This is a genomic window from Microcoleus sp. EPA2 (genome assembly GCA_020882975.1).
In the GTDB taxonomy this organism is placed as follows: Bacteria; Cyanobacteriota; Cyanobacteriia; order Cyanobacteriales; family Microcoleaceae; genus Microcoleus.
Map to the genome: position 1 here is coordinate 522,484 of JAHRFD010000001.1, position 17,490 is coordinate 539,973.

Below are 17,490 nucleotides of genomic sequence, written 5' to 3' on the forward strand. Positions count from 1 at the left end.
CACCTATGGGGGGAAGGCTTCGCGCATTCTATTTTTTACTGAATACGATCGTCAGGGCGATCGGACTTTTTCCCCTCCTTTTATTCCGATCGCAGACTTTGAATATCTTCAACACTCAAACCAGTAGTTTGACTGATAGTTTGATTGTCCAGAACATTCAGAAGTTGCCTAGCAATTTCCATAGCTTTTTCTCGCATTCCTAGCGCGATTCCTTCTTCTCTGCCTTCTTCTCTGCCTTCTTCTCTGCCTTCTTCTCTGCCTTCTTCTCTACCTTGTTCTCGCCCTTGTGCGAGTCCTTCTTCAATTCCCTTTCGCAAGATTCCCTGCTGATCCATAATATACCTCTCGCGATCTTCTAAATCTTTCAACTCTTCAGCATTCAAGTTAGTTTCATTAGCAATCGCAAAAGCTTGTTGTATTTCCGAAACATTTTCCATTGTTGACGGTACTACTTCCAAACTGGGGGCATTTTTCATAAAATAAACCCACTTATCAGTCAAAGTTTCCAACTCATCCAATTGTTTGTTGAATTTCGGCAATTCAATAAATATCATTTCCATCCCTGGATCTGGATACTCAAATAAACGCTTTTTCTCCTTGAACACAAAGTGAGAAATTACTTCTCGGTCATTGTCAAACATTTCAAAATCAGTAATTGTCAAAGCAATTACAGGCTTTAACTTAAAGTAACCTTCACCGCGAATCAGTTGAGTTGAGTAAGTTTTCGCAGTATTGTAAACTACCCGTTTCGCAAAAGATTCTACATTTAAAACTTGCATCTCGATAATTACAGTTTCGCCTCCGGCCAGTCTGGCTTTGACATCCAAGTAAGAGTCTTTGAGATACTGTACTCTCGATGCTAAATACGGGTCAATAATTTCTAAGTCAGTGATGGTGGGATTGCCATCATAAATCATAGCATTGAGAAAGCTGATTAAGATTGGTTTACTTTGATTGGAGCCGAATATTTTTTTGAAGGCAAAATCAGTTTTGGGGTTAATGAATCTCATGGTCAATCTATGTTAAAGTAGTTTACCTATTATTTTAACCCATTGGAAAAATGGATGGGGCGAGTTACCAAAACTAGATATTTCATGCTCTATCCAACCTTGAGCCGCTCGATAATGAAGTCCCTCAGCCCTTAGCACTTGCTATATCTTCTATTCTGTCAAATCGTGTTACATTAATTGGCAAGCATGATTTTGTCTGCCGCATTGATGCCCAGCATACCAAGGATGCAGACGTGACTTTGGATTGGCGCGTCACCGAACCTGATAAACTCGTTCACGTTCCCGACAAGCTACCAATGGATTACCTCAACAAACTCCATCAAATGCTTGACGAGTTCGGCTTACATTTTGGTGCATTCGACATCATACGCTCTATTTTATCGAACTCAATCCCAACGGACAGTGGTATTGGATCGAAATTCTCACTAAAATGCCGATGGTTCGCGCCATGGTGGAACTCATCGAATATTTAGCGCTGCAATATCAACAGGATTGCTGAATTCGATCGGGAATTACAGATTTTATTCGGATTGCTTCGTTCCTCCTATCGGACAAGGATTCAACGGGAGCATCCCGATTTTGTAGGGGCGAAGCATGACCGCAGATAAGTTATTGGTTAAAAGGAAAGATTTACTACGGTCATGCTTCGCCCCTACCGATATATTTGCAAATTCGGGATGCTCCCGATTCAACGAGCTACAGCCACATCCTCAGATATCACCTGAGAATGCTCCACCCGAAACACATTTGCGCTTAAATTAGCCACAACTTGTTTCCCCTGCTGCGTCAGTTCCAAATAGCCGATCGCATCCTTGATATACCGATAAACCACATTCCAATAAAACTTAGGATATCCATCCCGCAAATCCCCCGGATTCCTATACCCCAAAACCTGATTCTGACCAGTTTCCTCAAACTCGTAAAACAGCGCCGCCACTTTTTGTAAATATCGCGGATCGCTCAACTGACCAATTAAATCAGCCGCGCGAACTAAACCTGGATAATTGACCGTATCTTGATAATCTTCTGCCACCGGCACCGGGAAACGAGTTAGCTCAATATTACGCTTAACCCGCTCCGCATCAATCAGTTTATGACCGCCAAAACGCTCAGAAACAAACATTTTACCGCGATCGACATGATAGGGAGTCAAACTAGCATCCGTCGCCCCCGGAGGCAGTTTTATTTTCCCATCGCCTATCCCCGTCGCATACATCCTCAAATCAGTTTGATCGAGACGGCAAACTCCCTTCACATACCCAATATCGTGACATAGCAAAGCGATGTGGAAATGTAGCCAATCTTCACAGGAAACACCCCCTTCACGAATGTGTTTGCCACGCATAATTTCTTGTCCCACCAAGGTCACTAAAATAGTATGTTCTACATTGTGGTAAAGAGCATCGCTATTGGCAATATTTTGCAAGGCCATATCAGCTACCCAGCAAATAATCTCTCCATAGTCTGACTTGAAGCCACCGTAAGTGTGGCGGTATCCTTCAATCAGCCTATTTACGAAAGCTTTAATTAGTAATTCTGTGGCATTAAACATATTCACTTCCCTGCTCGACACTAGCGGTTTAAATATTTTTATTCGACTTGGTTAGAGGCGACTATTTTAGCTTAATTTTTAGCTAGTTTTTCCTCTCGATTCCTGTTCTGAGCGACAAGCATCTACTAATAGATTATCAACGACGAAGGCTGAAATTAGCGATCGAACAACTAGCCACTCCAGGCGCGCCCTAAATAATTAGCATCTATAGGCGATCGAGGTGTCAGACCCTTCAATCACCCCTAAGCCCTGACAATCAACCTATTTCGTTAAATAAAATCCCACATCTCACATCTAACATCCAAAATTATTTGACATCTTCCGCTGCGATCGCCCTATCGTTAGATATTTCACTCAACAGAACACATTAACAGTATAACTTGGTACAACTACTTAGCTAGGACTCGCGATCGCACATCTATTGAATCTAACTACTATCCCACTGCATCCGCAAGCCTAGGGGGAAATAGCTAAATCTTGGCAATGATTTTGAGAAAAAATACTTAGGGTCTAGTTATCACAAACCTCAGTAATTATGACTAATAATAACTCTACTTCATCCTCCACTCAATCCGTAGATTTTCAGGTGACGAGCATAAGTCTTTTTTGTGACAGTTCTATTCTCCAGAGGCGATCGGCACACCTAATGTTTGTGATTTCAAACCCCAATTAATGTGATCTGTATCACTACTTTGTTCTATAACAGCATATATAATTGTAAAAAATAAGATAACAAATTAAGTGCATCTTTTCATAATTCCTCTACCCTAAATTTCTCTGCGATACATTATCTCCTCCACTTAATCATCTTCATAATCAAGGTTCTAGGCAATGATTCAAACACCAAATAAATATGCCGACCTTTCTCAGCGCCGACACGCAGATATCCTAGGGCAAATTCCTGTAGAAGTTAAAGATTGGGCCCAAAGCCTCCCTTGGAACAAGCGCCGCTATCTATTGTCCCTCTGTTATATCTTGTGCGCCTCCACTCCCGACTTGCAAGCCGAATTTTTAGATGACTACACGGCAGATGGCTTAGTTTCAAAAATGTTTGAAGACGTAGATACCCTAAATCGAGTCAAAGAGTATCTCATCAGGTTCCGAGTTAAAAAAGAATTAAACGAATCAGATTTAAGAACCTACATCAAACAATTTTACATCCACTCTGCTCAACAAGTACGCGGGCAAAATGACCAATATTTAGAATCGGCACTTCGTTTCGTTTTGAGTACAGAAGAACGCAATAATGTTTTCAACTACATTTTGGGTTTTGAATTTATTAAAATAGTATTTCAAATGAGCTGGTTGCAACACGAACGATTGGCGAGACTACAAAAAAATCAGTGCCAGTTTATAGAAACCTACATCAAACCCATTCAACACGCACACAAAATTAACGGTATCATTGTCCCAAAGGATGAAAAAATATTTTTTGCGAGGCGGGTATATTACGTTCAACAGCCGGATATTTCCTACAAAAAACTAATTGAATTAGTAACCGCCACTTTTACCACAGAAATGGTAACTAACTGTGGATTTTCTATCAGTCGGCACGCTCAAGCTTTGCACTTTGACTGTGATTATATCTACAACCCAGAGCCGGAAGAAGCAAGATTTCCAACGGAATTGCAATTTATTTATTGATAATCAACCAAATATAGCCTTTCGAGCTGTCGAGGTACGAGCGAGAATTGGTAATGGGTAATTGGTAATTGGTAATGGGTAATAGGTAATAGGTAATTAATAATGCCCTATACCCTATGCCCCATACTTCGACCCGCTCGCGAAGCCGAAGGACTCAGTACAAGTTACCCATTACCCATTACCCATGCCCCATTACCCATTACCCCTTACCCATTACCCATTCTCAAATTTCTGAGTGCAAATCCATAGCACCTAGATTCCCTCAGAACAGATAAAAATGGGCAACTATGCCTTGTGGAGGATAGTCTGAAATGGCCAATTTTTGGGATAATAAACAGCAGCACTCAACTTAGCTGAGGAACCAACGTGCTGCTATCAAAAGGTTTTGAAGTAGAAATGTATACCGGCACGCCAGAAGGTGATGTTGTCGGTCTCTCCGATCGCATAGTCGCCGATTTAGAGGGATTTGTACGAGAACCCGATAGTCGCAATGTAGAATACACGACTGCACCCCTGTGTAGCTACGATCGCCTGCTGTGTGCCCTAGTCAAGCCACGAGTCCGGCTGCGGCAATACTTAAAACAATTGGGCGACTATACCTTACTGCCAGGAAGTACCCTGTCTCTGGGAGGGAGCGATCGATTTTACAGATCGGACCCCAACAACCCCTACCACACCTACATCGAGCAAACCTACGGCACCAAAGTCGTCACCGCCAGCATTCACATCAACATCGGCATCTCTCAACCAGAACTGCTGATGCGGGCAATTCGTCTCGCCCGCGTGGAAGCACCCCTCTACCTCGCCTTGAGTGCTTCCTCTCCTTTCCTCGATGGCGAAGTCACCGGCTATCATTCCACTCGCTGGGGTTTGTTTCCCAAAACTCCCGCCATCGTCCCCCTGTTTGAAAGTCACAAGCATTACATCCAGTGGACTGAGGAACAGCTACAACTCGGTACCATGCAAAACGTCCGCCACCTGTGGTCTGCCGTGCGCCCCAATGGCGATCGTCGCCCCTACTGTCTCAACCGCCTAGAACTGAGAATTTGTGACCTTGAAGTCAATCCTCTTGCCCTGTTAGCCATTACTGCCTTGCTAGAAGCTCGGATTGGGCAGATGATGGAAGACCCCAGCTTAGACCCCTTAGAACTGTCCACCTTCCCCGCGGCTACCCGCAACCAAGACTTAGTTGCTCTCACCGATGCCAATGAAATTGCTGCATCTCGTCATAGTTTGGATGCAGAACTGCGACACTGGCAAGATGGCAGAACTATTCTGGCACGGGATTGGATAGAGGAAATCTACCAGCAAGTCTGGCCAATTGCCAAAAAAAGTGGCTTTAGCTGCTTTCTCTCACCGCTCAAAAAGATTCTGCGAGAAGGCAACACCGCCCAGCAGTGGTTAAAACTCCATGACAGTGGTTTGGACACCCGCAGTATTATTCTGCAAGGGATTAATGGTATGGTTCAACAGGAATGGGAACTCGAAGATAACTTGTGCGCCCAGTTAGTTGCTTGAAAAGACAATTTCCAGACAAATCAGAATATTTAATCAATCGCGTCTGACACAGGTTATAAATAAAAGCTATGGTTGTCTCTACCTTTGGGTAGATTTTTATAGCAACTACCCAGGCGGTGAAGACGCTCTTAATGGCTCGAACCATTAGACATCTCCCTTCTTTCTGTTTCCTGAATTTCCCCCTGCCCCCCAAGGGCGGAGGGGGTGACTTATTCGTTCTTTCTTCTTGCTGCTTCCTTCTTCTATAGCTTCATGCCCCAACTTGTCTTGATTCACCCCCAAATCCCCCCCAATACTGGGAATATCGCCCGCACTTGCGCAGCCACAGGCACTGAATTGCATTTGGTCGGACCACTTGGATTTGAAATTAGCGATCGCTACCTGAAACGGGCTGGTTTAGATTACTGGCCCCATGTCAACCTCCACATTCACGAGAATTTAGAAGTTTTTCTGGCTTGTCAGCAGCAAAGGGGAGGACGCTCGATCGGATTCAGCACAGGCGGGCGATACAGTTACACGCAATTCCAGTTTCTTGCCAGCGACTGGCTGATGTTTGGCTCCGAAACAGTCGGCATTCCTCAATTCGTCTTAGATGCCTGCGATGCCACAGTTTTTATTCCCATGAGCCAGCCTGGAGTGCGGAGTTTAAATCTTTCTGTCAGCGCCGCTGTAGGTTTATTTGAGGCAAAGCGACAGTTGGGCGAACTCGGATAAAGAATCATCGATAAATATAGATATAGATATTTAATAGCTTTATACATCTAGGAAATCTACATCAAAAGATAAGAAATTTGTATCAAAGCTGTGAGAATCTAAACAGCCAAGATTAATAGATTATATTCAACCAAAAAGAGATTGTTATCATCAATACCAAAATATTTCAAAGATGATTGAGCAACCAAAACAGAGTTTTTGAGCGCTAGAGCGTTCTAGATGGAACTTAGAACCCCTAGTGGCGCTACATCTAGTAAATATACGGTTGTAGTTAATTCCGAAGTTAGGATAGAGTGCGATCGTCAAAGATCGTACTCCTAGCCCTAGCGCCAACAGATATTTTATCTATTTGTTCTAGCTATTGCCGTGTAAGGGTTTTGGGTGCGATCGCCGCATAATTTACCAGAAAATTTAATTTTTGTGGCTCTCCGAGCTTGTCTAAATTAAAAAATCAAGGTAATCTTGCCTAAGCATGATAGCTGTCAACAATCAAAATATTTTTGTTTGTTGATAAATCAGTCTCATGCAATACCTTGCGTGTTTCCAAGGACAGTTAGCGCTTCTCAGTAGGAGGTCGTTTTTTTGAAACGAATATATCCCCAAAACAATCAGCCTGTTAAGGCTAGTGAAATCGATAGAGACGGTTCTACAGAACAGTCCAAACAGACAACGCTAAGCACTGGCAGAGTTCGCTCTCTAGCCACGCTCGGACTTGCAATATCAGTAGGTGCTTCCGGCATCCTGCTGCCGAGAACCGGGGACAGCGCTCGCGCGTCCGAACTCGCACCGACACCAGAACCCACCGCGGAAGTACAGCCTGCCTCGGCTAACGAAATCCCTACCTCTGTAGGTGATACTTCCCCAGTTGCACCCGCAGCTCAACCTGATAACCAGGTAGCGGTTAAGGTGCAACCAGGACAAACTCTGTGGGAGTTATCTCAGGACTATGCAGTTGCTCCAGATGTACTAGCAACTGCTAACGGCATTAAATCGGAAACCTTACTCCAAGTAGGGCAACAGCTTACAATTCCGTCAGCCGATGTCGTCGCACCACAACAGAATTTCGGCAACACCGCAGCCCCAGCACCAGATGCAGCCTCCCAGGTCAATCCCGAACAAAAGTTAGATTTAACAGGCTCTGAGCCTTCTGCTAGTGGGGTGGTGCAGTCAGGGGAGCAATCAACAGCAACGAGCCCCCTCGTCACACCCACACCTGAGCAAAATTCAAGCTTCGTGCCCAATCCCAACGGGGCGATTGAGAGTTTGAAAAAACAAGAAAACCGGACAGCGGCAGTGGGTCAGACCCAATTGGAGTCTGAGGGAGGAACGAGTTCATCTACATCCTCCGCTATATCCTTACAGTCGCCAGCACCGACGCAGGCATCTTCTACCTCTGCAACACCAACAGTTATCCCCAATAGCGGGTTTGCTCAATCATCTATTGAACAATCCCTGGTAACACCCAGTTTACCCTCTGCTGTGGTAGTTGCCCCAGCAAACACTACATCTGCACCGACGGATGTGTTGTACCGTGTCCGTCCGGGAGATACCCTAGACGCGATCGCCTCATCTCAGGGCGTGTCGGCACAAGACCTGATCGCGGTCAACAAGCTCGGCAACCCCAATTTGCTCAATGTCAATCAACGACTGAAAATTCCGAAAGCTGGGTTAAACAATCCAGGGGTGCAAGCATCCGTTTCTATTCAGGCATCTAACTCTACATCTGTCTTTTCGGCAGCTTCGGTTCCCGCATCTTTGAACCCCAGCTCGTCTAACTCAGAAATCCCTGGTGCTGGCGTTACAGTATCTGCGCCCACAGTACCGATGGTCTCTCCCCTGGCGAACTTAGAAGGTCTGAACAATATTTCAGCGCCGATGGTTCCCCAAATTAACAACATCCCGCTAAGTCAAGTTTCTCAAACCATTAGCGACCCTGGGAAGTTGGAGCTTCAAGGCGAACCAAAATTCACCGGTGCTGTGGATACCAGTGCGCTACCAATGCCAGCCACTGCCACTGCCAGCTCTACCTTGAATGCTGCATCAGCCCAGCCTGCTAACTGGACACCAGTTGTCAGCACCCAGAGTTTAGCCACCGATGGAGCTAGTGTCCTACCGGATTCCTCAGCAGTGACTACTCCATCGGCAGAGGCTATCAACCCTTATGCTGAACGCTTAAGGGCAGAAGTCGTCCGGCTACGAGAGGAATATCGGGCAGAGCGAAATTCGATCGGTCCCAATTCAGTGGCTCTAGCTCCCACGGAAGACCCAGAGGCTAAAGTCCCTGGGGTCAACCCGTCGGAGGACAGCGAACATCTCAATCCCTATCTCTACACCCCAGAATACGCTGGAACGGTGCAGAATGAAATCAGCCGACCCCCGTCGAGAGGGTGGAGCCAGGAGGTTCAGAAGCAGCAGCAAGAGCGTTTTGACCCCGCCCGCGCCGCCCAATCGCAACCCATCGACCTGACACCGAACTCTAATTTAGAACGGCCCGTGGTGGCGACTGCTCCCTTGGGTTCCCAGGGTTACGACCCCCTCAGCAATCCCTCTTTGGGACAGATGGTTTCTCCAGAACTGCCACCCCTTTCCGGCGCTGATACCTATCTGCCTAACGGTTCAAAACAGTCAGCCAATGGGTTTATTTGGCCTGCTAAAGGTGTTTTCACTTCCGGCTACGGCTGGCGTTGGGGACGGATGCACAAGGGTATTGACGTTGCAGGACCGATCGGCACACCCATTGTCGCGGCCTCGGACGGGGTAGTAACCTATGCACAGTGGAACGACGGTGGCTACGGCTATCTGGTGGAAATTACCCATCCTGACGGGACTGAGACTATCTATGCCCACAACAGCCGGATTTTGGTGCAAAAAGGTCAGAGAGTTGCTCAAGGGGAACAGATTTCCGAAATGGGGAGCACAGGCAATAGTACCGGCCCTCACTTGCACTTTGAAATTCATCCCGCCGGATCGGGAGCTGTCAATCCCATGGCTTTTCTGCCCAAGGATGATTCCAGCGCTTCTCGCTAAGGATTTGTTTCAAGTTATGGGTTTTGATATATCAGCAAAACTCATAACTTTATCCGTTAGTCATTACAAATAATTTAGTCAAGCAGCTATCCCTAGAACGCCCTACCGTGCTACGATAGTAAATCGTGAACAGGTTTTGGCTCAGTGGCGCAGTGGTTAGCGCAGGGGACTCATAAGCCCAAGGTCGCAGGTTCAAATCCCGCCTGAGCCATAATGTGATGACAATCAGCACGCTCTCAAAATAGAGAGCGTGTTTTTTATTTTAATTTAAGGTAACTGTACTCGTTATGACTATGATATAGTTGTAACAGTTCGTAAAAAAGGAAACAAAATCTATGACGAGTGAATGCCTCCGGGTTGGTCAGGCTGCCCCAGACTTCGCAGCAACAGCCGTAGTGGATCAGGAATTCAAGACTGTTAAACTGTCTGACTATAAAGGCAAAAAATATGTAGTCCTGTTCTTTTACCCCTTGGACTTCACTTTTGTCTGCCCAACAGAGATTACAGCATTTAGCGATCGCTTTGAAGACTTCAATAAACTCGATACCGAAATCCTCGGCGTATCAGTTGACAGCGAATTCTCTCACCTAGCTTGGATACAATCAGACCGCAAATCCGGCGGGGTTGGCGACCTCAACTATCCTTTAGTGGCAGATATCAAAAAAACAATTAGTGCCGACTACAACGTCCTTGACCCAGAAGCAGGCATTGCCCTCAGAGGTCTGTTTATCATCGATAAAGAAGGCATCATCCAACACTCTACTATCAACAACCTTGCCTTCGGTCGCAACGTGGACGAAACTCTCCGCACTCTCCAAGCGATTCAACACGTCCAGTCTCACCCCGATGAAGTTTGTCCCGCCGGCTGGCAGCCCGGTGACAAGACTATGACTCCCGATCCTGTTAAGTCTAAAGTCTTCTTTGCTGCTGTCTAAATTGATAGTTTTGAGTTTTGAGTTTTGAGTTAAAGAGTTTTTAATTCAAAACTCGAAACTTTCCCTGCAATTCCCAATTCCCCAATTCCCAATTAACCAATTAGGAAATATGCTAACTTCTACTGATTTTAGCGGCTTGTTAAATCAGCGGTTTTTCCAAAATTTATTGCCTGTCCCTGCTACTAATTCTCTGAAAATGGGACACAGAACCCCTGATTTTGAATTGCCGGATCTCAATAATGGTAAATTAGTACGGCTATCTAATTATCGTGGCGATAGGCCTGTGGTTCTGGCTTTTACTCGGATTTTTACTGAAAAGCAATATTGCCCCTTCTGTTTTCCTCATATTAAAGCCTTGAATGAAAACTGGGAAAAATTTGCCGATCGCAATATAGAATTATTGATGGTGACAAGTACCGACGAGCGGCAAAGTCAGATAGTGGTTAGAGATTTAAGCTTAAAAATGCCACTGTTGAGCGATCCTAGTTGTCAAGTTTTTCGCGCCTATCAAGTCGGTCAAGCTTTAGGAGCGCCTTTGCCTGCTCAGTTTGTTTTGGATGCAGATGGAAAACTTTTATTTAAACATTTGTTCTCCTTTATCGACCACAATGCTAGTGTGGAAACTTTGCTAAGATCTATTCCCTCTTGACAATCCACCACCGGGGGCAAACAATTTGGTCTAAGTTTTCGGACAACGCGCTCAAAATACGGCGGGGCACGCCGAAATTAACGCTTGGTGAGAGCCCTTGAACTATTTTAACTGTGCGTTAACCTCCTATTTCTTACTAGGAGGAATCTTCTCAATACTAATCAGCGCCTCCATCACTGACTCCACAATCGGTGCCGCTACAGTCCCTCCCGAACCCCCCTTCGGCTCATCAATCACTGCCAAAACCACATACCGAGGAGCCTCCACAGGCATAATTCCGACAAAGCTAGTAATAATCGCCTTGTTAGAATAACCACCACCACTAGCCTTTTGAGCCGTACCAGTTTTCCCTGCAATTCGATAGCCGGGAATCTGTGCAGCCTTCCCCGTACCGCCATCCACAACAGTTTCCATCATCTCTAACACTTGCTTAGTGGTTTTAGGTGAAAAAACCTGCTTCGGTACAGCCCTCGGAAGCTTCCAATAAGCTTGACCTTCGCGATCGAAAAGTCCCCGCACTACGTGGGGAGTTACCAGCTTCCCACCATTGGCCAAAGCCCCATTAAGCTGCACTAATTGAATCGGAGTAATTGAAAAACCTTGGCCAAAAGCAGTGGTAGCAACTTCCACCGGAGAATTGATAAATTGCTCTCGATTTTTGAGCTGACTGGTTACTTCAAAAGGCAAATCAGTACCTGCACTTTGTCCTAGTCCTAGTTTTTCTAAAGCTTGATAGTAAAGAGAAGACTTCATAGTTCTCATAATGTGTACCATCCCCACATTACTAGAATGTTTTAAAATCTCTGTAACCGTCGAAGGACCCCGCGCCCCTGCTGACTGATAATCGGAATTTTGAATCGGCCAAATACCCATGTAAATTCGACCTTCATCGTTAAACACGCTGTTAGGTTTGACCACACCAGCTTCCATGGCGATCGCCACATTAATTGCTTTAAAAGTCGAACCTGGTTCGTAAACATCAGTGACAGCCCAATTTTTATAACGTTCCAAACCAAAATTAAAATACTGATTGGGATCGTAGGAAGGTTCGGCCACCATCGATAGTAACTCTCCATTACGGGCATCCATCACAATCACTGTGCCCCGCTTCGCCCCATGTTTCTCCATTTTTTCCCGTAGAGCAATCCGGGCTACCCGCTGCAAACGGCTGTCAATCGTCAATTGCAATTTCAAGTCATCCAACTGGACAAATCCTGCCGTCAGTCGATCGGGAAGCCAATGCCCATCGATCGACTTGCTAAATTGAATTGACGGCATCGATCGTTCCAGCAAATTCTGCTGACTGTATTCTACTCCTGCTTGCCCCTTCCGCTCTCCATCGACATAACCCAAGACATCGGCTACCAATTCCTGTTGGGGGTAAAAACGTTGCTGCTGTCGCACCAATTCCAACCCATCAACGGGACTATTTTTAATCAGCATCCGCCCCACTTGATCGGCAACTTCTTGAGCCAAGGAATCGGCGATCGTAATACCAGTTTCGGCAAGATTAAACTTTTGGAGCAATTCAGTTTCCGCCGTATTACCAGCGCTAACTTTGATGGGGACCATGGGAGCCAAGGAGGCTGCGATTTCTGCTTTGGTGTGCTTGAATAACTTCGGGTGAGCGTAGAGCGTGTATACCTGTCGGTCGATCGCCAACACATTCCCATTGCGGTCAATAATCGGGCGTCTGGGTACAAAGGGCTTTGTTTTCAAAGTCTGTTGCTGCTCGGCCTGTTTTTGCAGCGCTGGCCCTCGCGTCACCTGCAAATAAAACAAATTCACAGCCAACCCCAGCCCTCCTAACATCAACACAGCCCACACCGCCCACAAGCGAAACTTGCTCAGTTTTAAGCGATTCATCGGTGGCCGAGGCGGGCTACCAGGCTTGCCAGAAATAGCCATTTTCGTTGGTTTAGCCCATCGAGTGCGATCGTCCGGCTGTTTTGAACCTTTCGAGTTGGGGGATCTGTAGCGGTCAAAACGAGGATCGTAGCTCATAAAGAAGTCATTAGTTAGTGATTATTGGTTATTTGTTATTTGTTATTTGTTCGTTCTCATAACTCATAACCAATAACCGATGCCCGATGCCCGATGCCTGATTAATAACCCAGGGGAGTTTCCACAGAATCTGAACCCTGGACTCCTGGGGCGGGATTTGGTGGGGTCGCCGCTTGGGGCGATCGACCAACTGGGGTCGGCGGCAAGAAAATAGTCTCCCCAGGCTTCTGTGGGGCTAAACCCGTTGCTGGATTTTCCGCGTCTTTAGCCAGTTGGTGTTTCAAGACTTCGCTGGCGGCACTCAATTGCTGTTCTCGGAGGCGCAGAGTTTCCAACTTTTGATACTCTTGGCTCCAGCGTTGCTCGCCGTAGACAGTCAAGCCGTAGACACTTAAAGCTCCGCTCAACAGCAGCATAACTGCCACAGCAGAAGCCCGTTGCGCCCCCAGGAGCGATTGGAGCCACGCGGGATGTACGCGATGATTCGGCAGCACTTTGAGTACAGATGCTTCCTGCCGAGACTGTGTTTGAGCTGTTTCTGCCGGGGAGTAATTGGGTAATACTGGTCCTGTTTTTGCCCGCCTCCGTTGAGCAATGGAAGTAACTTTGCTGTTGGCAGACCCAGAGGGGGGTTTGCGAGCCGCTTTGCGGCGAGAATCCGTGGTTCTGATAGCAGCAGTCATAGAATTCACCAATATTTGACTTAGGTTAGAATTGCTTTTGGAGCGATCGGATATTCAATGGTGGCAATTGGAGCTAGATCGGTTATCCTTGCCAAGGATACCTCACAAACCAACTAACCAATCCTATCACTGGTCTATTTTCTTGCTTCTTTTACCGGAAAAAGAAAAACTTTGCGACTTAGGATACCCGGAAGTAAAACAAATCCTTGAGCCGATCGGCAGTAAGGCCAGCTATACTTCCTCACTATAAAACGCTGTAGAGGTCAATCACCAGGATACCTCGAAGCCAAGTTCAACATATCCTCAATGGGTCTGTTGTCAGCCCACAAAATAATCTTTGATTTGATGTGGGAATATGTGACTAAATGCAGTATTGTAATCAACGAGCGAATCGTCGCTCGATTCGTGCCAGCATTGGTTCTCCAGTAAACCATTCCCTATCTGTAGCTGCTCTACCAGAGTGTTACTGATAGAAGCGACGGAATCTCACCGGGAGCGATGAGATTTCTGATTTTACGGTTCAAAACCGCTCACTCGTTTTCATCCCTGCTCTAAACAGACAGGGTTTCCAACCTAGGAGATTTTTTATGAACAAGGGATTAATTCGTCTGACTTTGGTACTAGGCTTAGCCGCCACTCTTGGCGCTTGTGCTGCTGAAACTCCCCCTACCACCACTACTCCTTCCCCTGCTGGCGAAGCCAGTCCTCCTCCTGCTTCGGCTCCAGCACCACAGGAATCTCCAAAGACCTCTCCAGGGGCTGAGAAGTCTCCAGGGGCTGAGAAGTCTCCTGCTGCTAAAGAATCTGCTTCTCCTGCTCCTAAAAAGCCCTAACCACGGCGATCGCGGAGTACAGCCCCAACGGGCCTAGCCTGCTGCTAAAAAATCGTTCGCTTCTCACATTTTTTTATCACACTGGTCTGGGCCTGATATTGGGTGTTGGTTTTTGTCCGATCTCGAAGGGACACTGGATGCAAAAACACTTCTGAACAGAGTGCATCGTCAATTATTTAATCAAAAAAATTGTGAAAATAAATAATATTAGCCTCCTGCTATTTTCATGATGGCTTCTACTTAACGCCGATAAGTGGCTGTGTCAACAGGAAAGAATTTAGACCTAAATATCGATCTAAAAACTTGAATTTAGTAGTTGCCATACCACAAGACAACGTATAGGTCAATAGTATTTAGAGAAATATACAAATCTTTCAATTTGTTTTAAGATTTTGATACTTAGATATTAGACCCTAGGAAAACCAAGCTCAAAAGCAGGTGAAAACACTTGACATACAGGCGGGGTCAGAATGCGATCGGGGAAATTCAGGCTGATTCAGTGGTAGGATGAGCAAGAAAAAATGTAAAAAAATGTAAAGTACCACGTCGAGCCAACTTTTTCTTTTCAAAACAATTAAATTAAGTGATTGAGGTAAGTAGTTTTATGCCCGCGACTGTCCCATTTGAACAGATTGACCGGATTGTGGGGAATCAACACCACGATCCATTTGAAGTGCTCGGCCCCCACGCGATCGAGGAAAACGGCAAAAAAATCTGGGCCGTCCGAGTTTATCTGCCCAATGCGGATGCGGTATCGGTGGTATTGCCAGCATCGAGAACGGAACACCCGATGCAGTCAGTACATCACCCTCATTTTTTTGAATGTGCGATCGAAATTCCAGAACTAGCTAACTACCAACTGCGAGTCAAAGAAGGAGAACACGAACGTTTTATCTACGATCCCTACGCCTTTCGATCGCCCAAACTCACAGAATTCGACCAGCATCTATTCTCAGAAGGTAATCACCACCGGATCTACGAAAAACTAGGGGCGCACCTCACAGAAGTAGACGGCATCCCAGGAGTTTATTTTGCAGTTTGGGCACCCAATGCCCGAAATGTCTCAGTTTTAGGCGATTTCAACTATTGGGACGGCCGCAAACATCAAATGCGGAAATCCCAAAATGGCATCTGGGAATTATTTATTCCGGGACTCGATGCGGGAACTCACTACAAATATGAAGTGAAAAACCAAGACGGACATCCCTATGAAAAGTCAGACCCCTATGGCTTCCAGCAAGAAGTACGACCGAAAACAGCATCCATAGTCACAGACTTAAACACCTACACTTGGAACGACAGCGCTTGGATCGAAAAACGGAGGCAGACAGACCCCCTGACACAGCCGATTTCCGTTTACGAATGCCACATCGGTTCTTGGCTCCATGCCGCGAGTGATGAACCTTCAGTGTTGCCAAATGGTGACATAGAAAGGCGAGTCCAAGTTTCGGAACTGAAACCAGGAGCCCGGTTTCTGACTTATCGGGAATTAGCCTCACGACTCATTCCTTACGTCAAAGATTTGGGATACACTCACATCGAAGTTCTGCCAGTAGCAGAACATCCTTTCGACGGCTCTTGGGGTTATCAAGTAACGGGCTATTTCGCCCCAACATCCCGCTACGGCAAACCAGAAGATTTCATGTATTTTGTTGACCAGTGTCACGCAGCGGGCATTGGTGTACTGGTGGACTGGGTACCGGGACATTTCCCCAAAGATGGACACGGTTTGGCTTTCTTTGATGGAACTCACTTGTACGAACACGCAGACCCGCGCAAAGGCGAACACAAAGAGTGGGGAACCCTGGTATTTAACTACGGCCGCAACGAGGTGCGGAATTTCTTAGTATCTAACGCTCTTTTCTGGTTCGACAAGTACCACATTGACGGGATTCGGGTAGATGCGGTGGCTTCCATGCTGTATTTGGATTACTGTCGCGAACCGGGAGAATGGCTGACTAATCAGTACGGCGGCCGGGAAAATATTGAGGCGGCAGATTTTCTGCGGCAGGTGAATCATGTAATTTTCAGCTATTTCCCAGGTTCACTGTCCATTGCGGAAGAATCTACCTCTTGGCCGATGGTCTCTTGGCCGACCTATGTAGGTGGCTTGGGCTTCAATCTGAAGTGGAACATGGGTTGGATGCACGATATGCTCGACTATTTCCACATGGACCCTTGGTTCCGTCAGTTTCATCAGAACAACATAACTTTCAGTATGTGGTACAACCACAGCGAAAATTTTATGCTGGCGCTATCCCACGATGAGGTAGTCCACGGCAAGGCTCACATCATTGGGAAAATGCCTGGAGATGAATGGCAAAAGTGTGCAAACGTGCGGTGTTTGTTTACTTTTATGTTTACTCACCCCGGCAAGAAAACCATGTTTATGGGGATGGAGTTCGGTCAGTGGCAAGAGTGGAACGTTTGGGGGGATTTGCAGTGGAATTTGCTGCAATTTGAGCCTCACCAAAAGTTGAAGCTGTTTTTTAAGGATTTGAACAATCTGTACCGGAGTGAATCAGCACTTTATAGTCAAGATTTTGCTGAGGATGGGTTTGACTGGATTGATTGCAGCGATAATCGGCACAGCGTCGTCGCTTTTATACGTCGAGCTAAGGATAGTGACGAGTTTGTGGTGACAGTTTGCAATTTTACGCCACAGCCACACTCTCATTATCGCGTCGGAGTGCCGGAACCGGGTTTCTATACGGAGTTGTTTAACAGCGACGCACGGGAGTACGGTGGCAGCAATATGGGCAATTTGGGGGGCAAGTGGACTGATGAGTGGTGGTTCCACAATAGTGCTTATTCGATCGACTTGTGTTTGCCGCCTTTGGGTGTGTTAATTTTGAAGCTCGATCGGGCAAAAACAGCAGCAAAATCTCAAGAATTTTGATGACGGTTGATAGTTGATGGTT

At 46.2% G+C, this 17,490-nt stretch carries 12 protein-coding genes and 1 tRNA gene; 9 read left to right on the forward strand and 4 right to left on the reverse strand.

Annotated features, from left to right (window positions below; translation table 11 throughout):
- Window positions 1–80 precede the first annotated feature (80 nt).
- Together AAFP14_RS02220 and AAFP14_RS02225 are read right to left on the reverse strand one after the other, a co-directional pair.
- A complete protein-coding gene (locus tag AAFP14_RS02220; protein WP_341730691.1) occupies window positions 81–1,010 on the reverse strand; it encodes an Rpn family recombination-promoting nuclease/putative transposase in 930 nt (309 codons plus the stop codon).
- Window positions 1,011–1,698: 688 nt separating this feature from the next.
- A complete protein-coding gene (locus AAFP14_RS02225) occupies window positions 1,699–2,562 on the reverse strand; it encodes an Npun_R2479 family HD domain-containing metalloprotein (protein ID WP_341730692.1) in 864 nt (287 codons plus the stop codon).
- Between the two features lie 831 nt (window positions 2,563–3,393).
- Here AAFP14_RS02225 and AAFP14_RS02230 point away from each other — a divergent pair.
- The 7 genes from AAFP14_RS02230 to AAFP14_RS02260 all read left to right on the forward strand — a co-directional run bounded on the left by AAFP14_RS02230 (window position 3,394) and on the right by AAFP14_RS02260 (window position 11,049).
- A complete protein-coding gene (locus tag AAFP14_RS02230; protein WP_341730693.1) occupies window positions 3,394–4,206 on the forward strand; it encodes a cobyrinic acid a,c-diamide synthase in 813 nt (270 codons plus the stop codon).
- A 366-nt stretch (window positions 4,207–4,572) separates the two neighbouring features.
- Window positions 4,573–5,724 (forward strand): glutamate--cysteine ligase, encoded by a 1,152-nt coding sequence (gene gshA, locus AAFP14_RS02235; protein ID WP_341730694.1) that lies wholly within the window; start codon window positions 4,573–4,575, stop codon window positions 5,722–5,724.
- Window positions 5,725–5,976: 252 nt separating this feature from the next.
- The gene (locus AAFP14_RS02240) at window positions 5,977–6,438 is read left to right on the forward strand and encodes a tRNA (cytidine(34)-2'-O)-methyltransferase (protein ID WP_341730695.1); all 462 of its coding nucleotides are present in this window, start codon (window positions 5,977–5,979) and stop codon (window positions 6,436–6,438) included.
- A gap of 582 nt (window positions 6,439–7,020) precedes the next feature.
- Window positions 7,021–9,465, forward strand: coding sequence for a peptidoglycan DD-metalloendopeptidase family protein (locus tag AAFP14_RS02245; protein ID WP_341730696.1), 2,445 nt, complete (start codon window positions 7,021–7,023; stop codon window positions 9,463–9,465).
- A 138-nt stretch (window positions 9,466–9,603) separates the two neighbouring features.
- Window positions 9,604–9,676, forward strand: a tRNA-Met gene (locus AAFP14_RS02250).
- A 124-nt stretch (window positions 9,677–9,800) separates the two neighbouring features.
- Entirely contained in the window at window positions 9,801–10,400 is a 600-nt protein-coding gene (locus tag AAFP14_RS02255; protein ID WP_341730697.1) for a peroxiredoxin, read from the forward strand.
- 109 nt (window positions 10,401–10,509) lie between these two features.
- On the forward strand, window positions 10,510–11,049 hold the full coding sequence (locus AAFP14_RS02260; RefSeq protein WP_341730698.1) for a peroxiredoxin family protein: 540 nt from the start codon (window positions 10,510–10,512) through the stop codon (window positions 11,047–11,049).
- 126 nt (window positions 11,050–11,175) lie between these two features.
- Here the strand turns inward: AAFP14_RS02260 and AAFP14_RS02265 are convergent, their stop codons facing one another.
- Both AAFP14_RS02265 and AAFP14_RS02270 read right to left on the reverse strand, forming a co-directional pair.
- On the reverse strand, window positions 11,176–13,053 hold the full coding sequence (locus AAFP14_RS02265; RefSeq protein ID WP_341730699.1) for a peptidoglycan D,D-transpeptidase FtsI family protein: 1,878 nt from the start codon (window positions 13,051–13,053) through the stop codon (window positions 11,176–11,178).
- Window positions 13,054–13,154: 101 nt separating this feature from the next.
- Window positions 13,155–13,736 carry a hypothetical protein gene (locus AAFP14_RS02270; protein WP_341730700.1) on the reverse strand — a complete coding sequence of 194 codons (582 nt, stop codon included), beginning with the start codon at window positions 13,734–13,736 and terminating at the stop codon, window positions 13,155–13,157.
- A 587-nt stretch (window positions 13,737–14,323) separates the two neighbouring features.
- On the opposite strand from AAFP14_RS02270, the gene AAFP14_RS02275 reads away from it, so the two are divergent.
- Both AAFP14_RS02275 and glgB read left to right on the forward strand, forming a co-directional pair.
- Entirely contained in the window at window positions 14,324–14,569 is a 246-nt protein-coding gene (locus AAFP14_RS02275; RefSeq protein WP_341730701.1) for a serine protease, read from the forward strand.
- Window positions 14,570–15,173: 604 nt separating this feature from the next.
- The gene (gene glgB / locus AAFP14_RS02280) at window positions 15,174–17,468 is read left to right on the forward strand and encodes a 1,4-alpha-glucan branching enzyme (RefSeq protein ID WP_341730702.1); all 2,295 of its coding nucleotides are present in this window, start codon (window positions 15,174–15,176) and stop codon (window positions 17,466–17,468) included.
- Window positions 17,469–17,490: the final 22 nt, after the last annotated feature.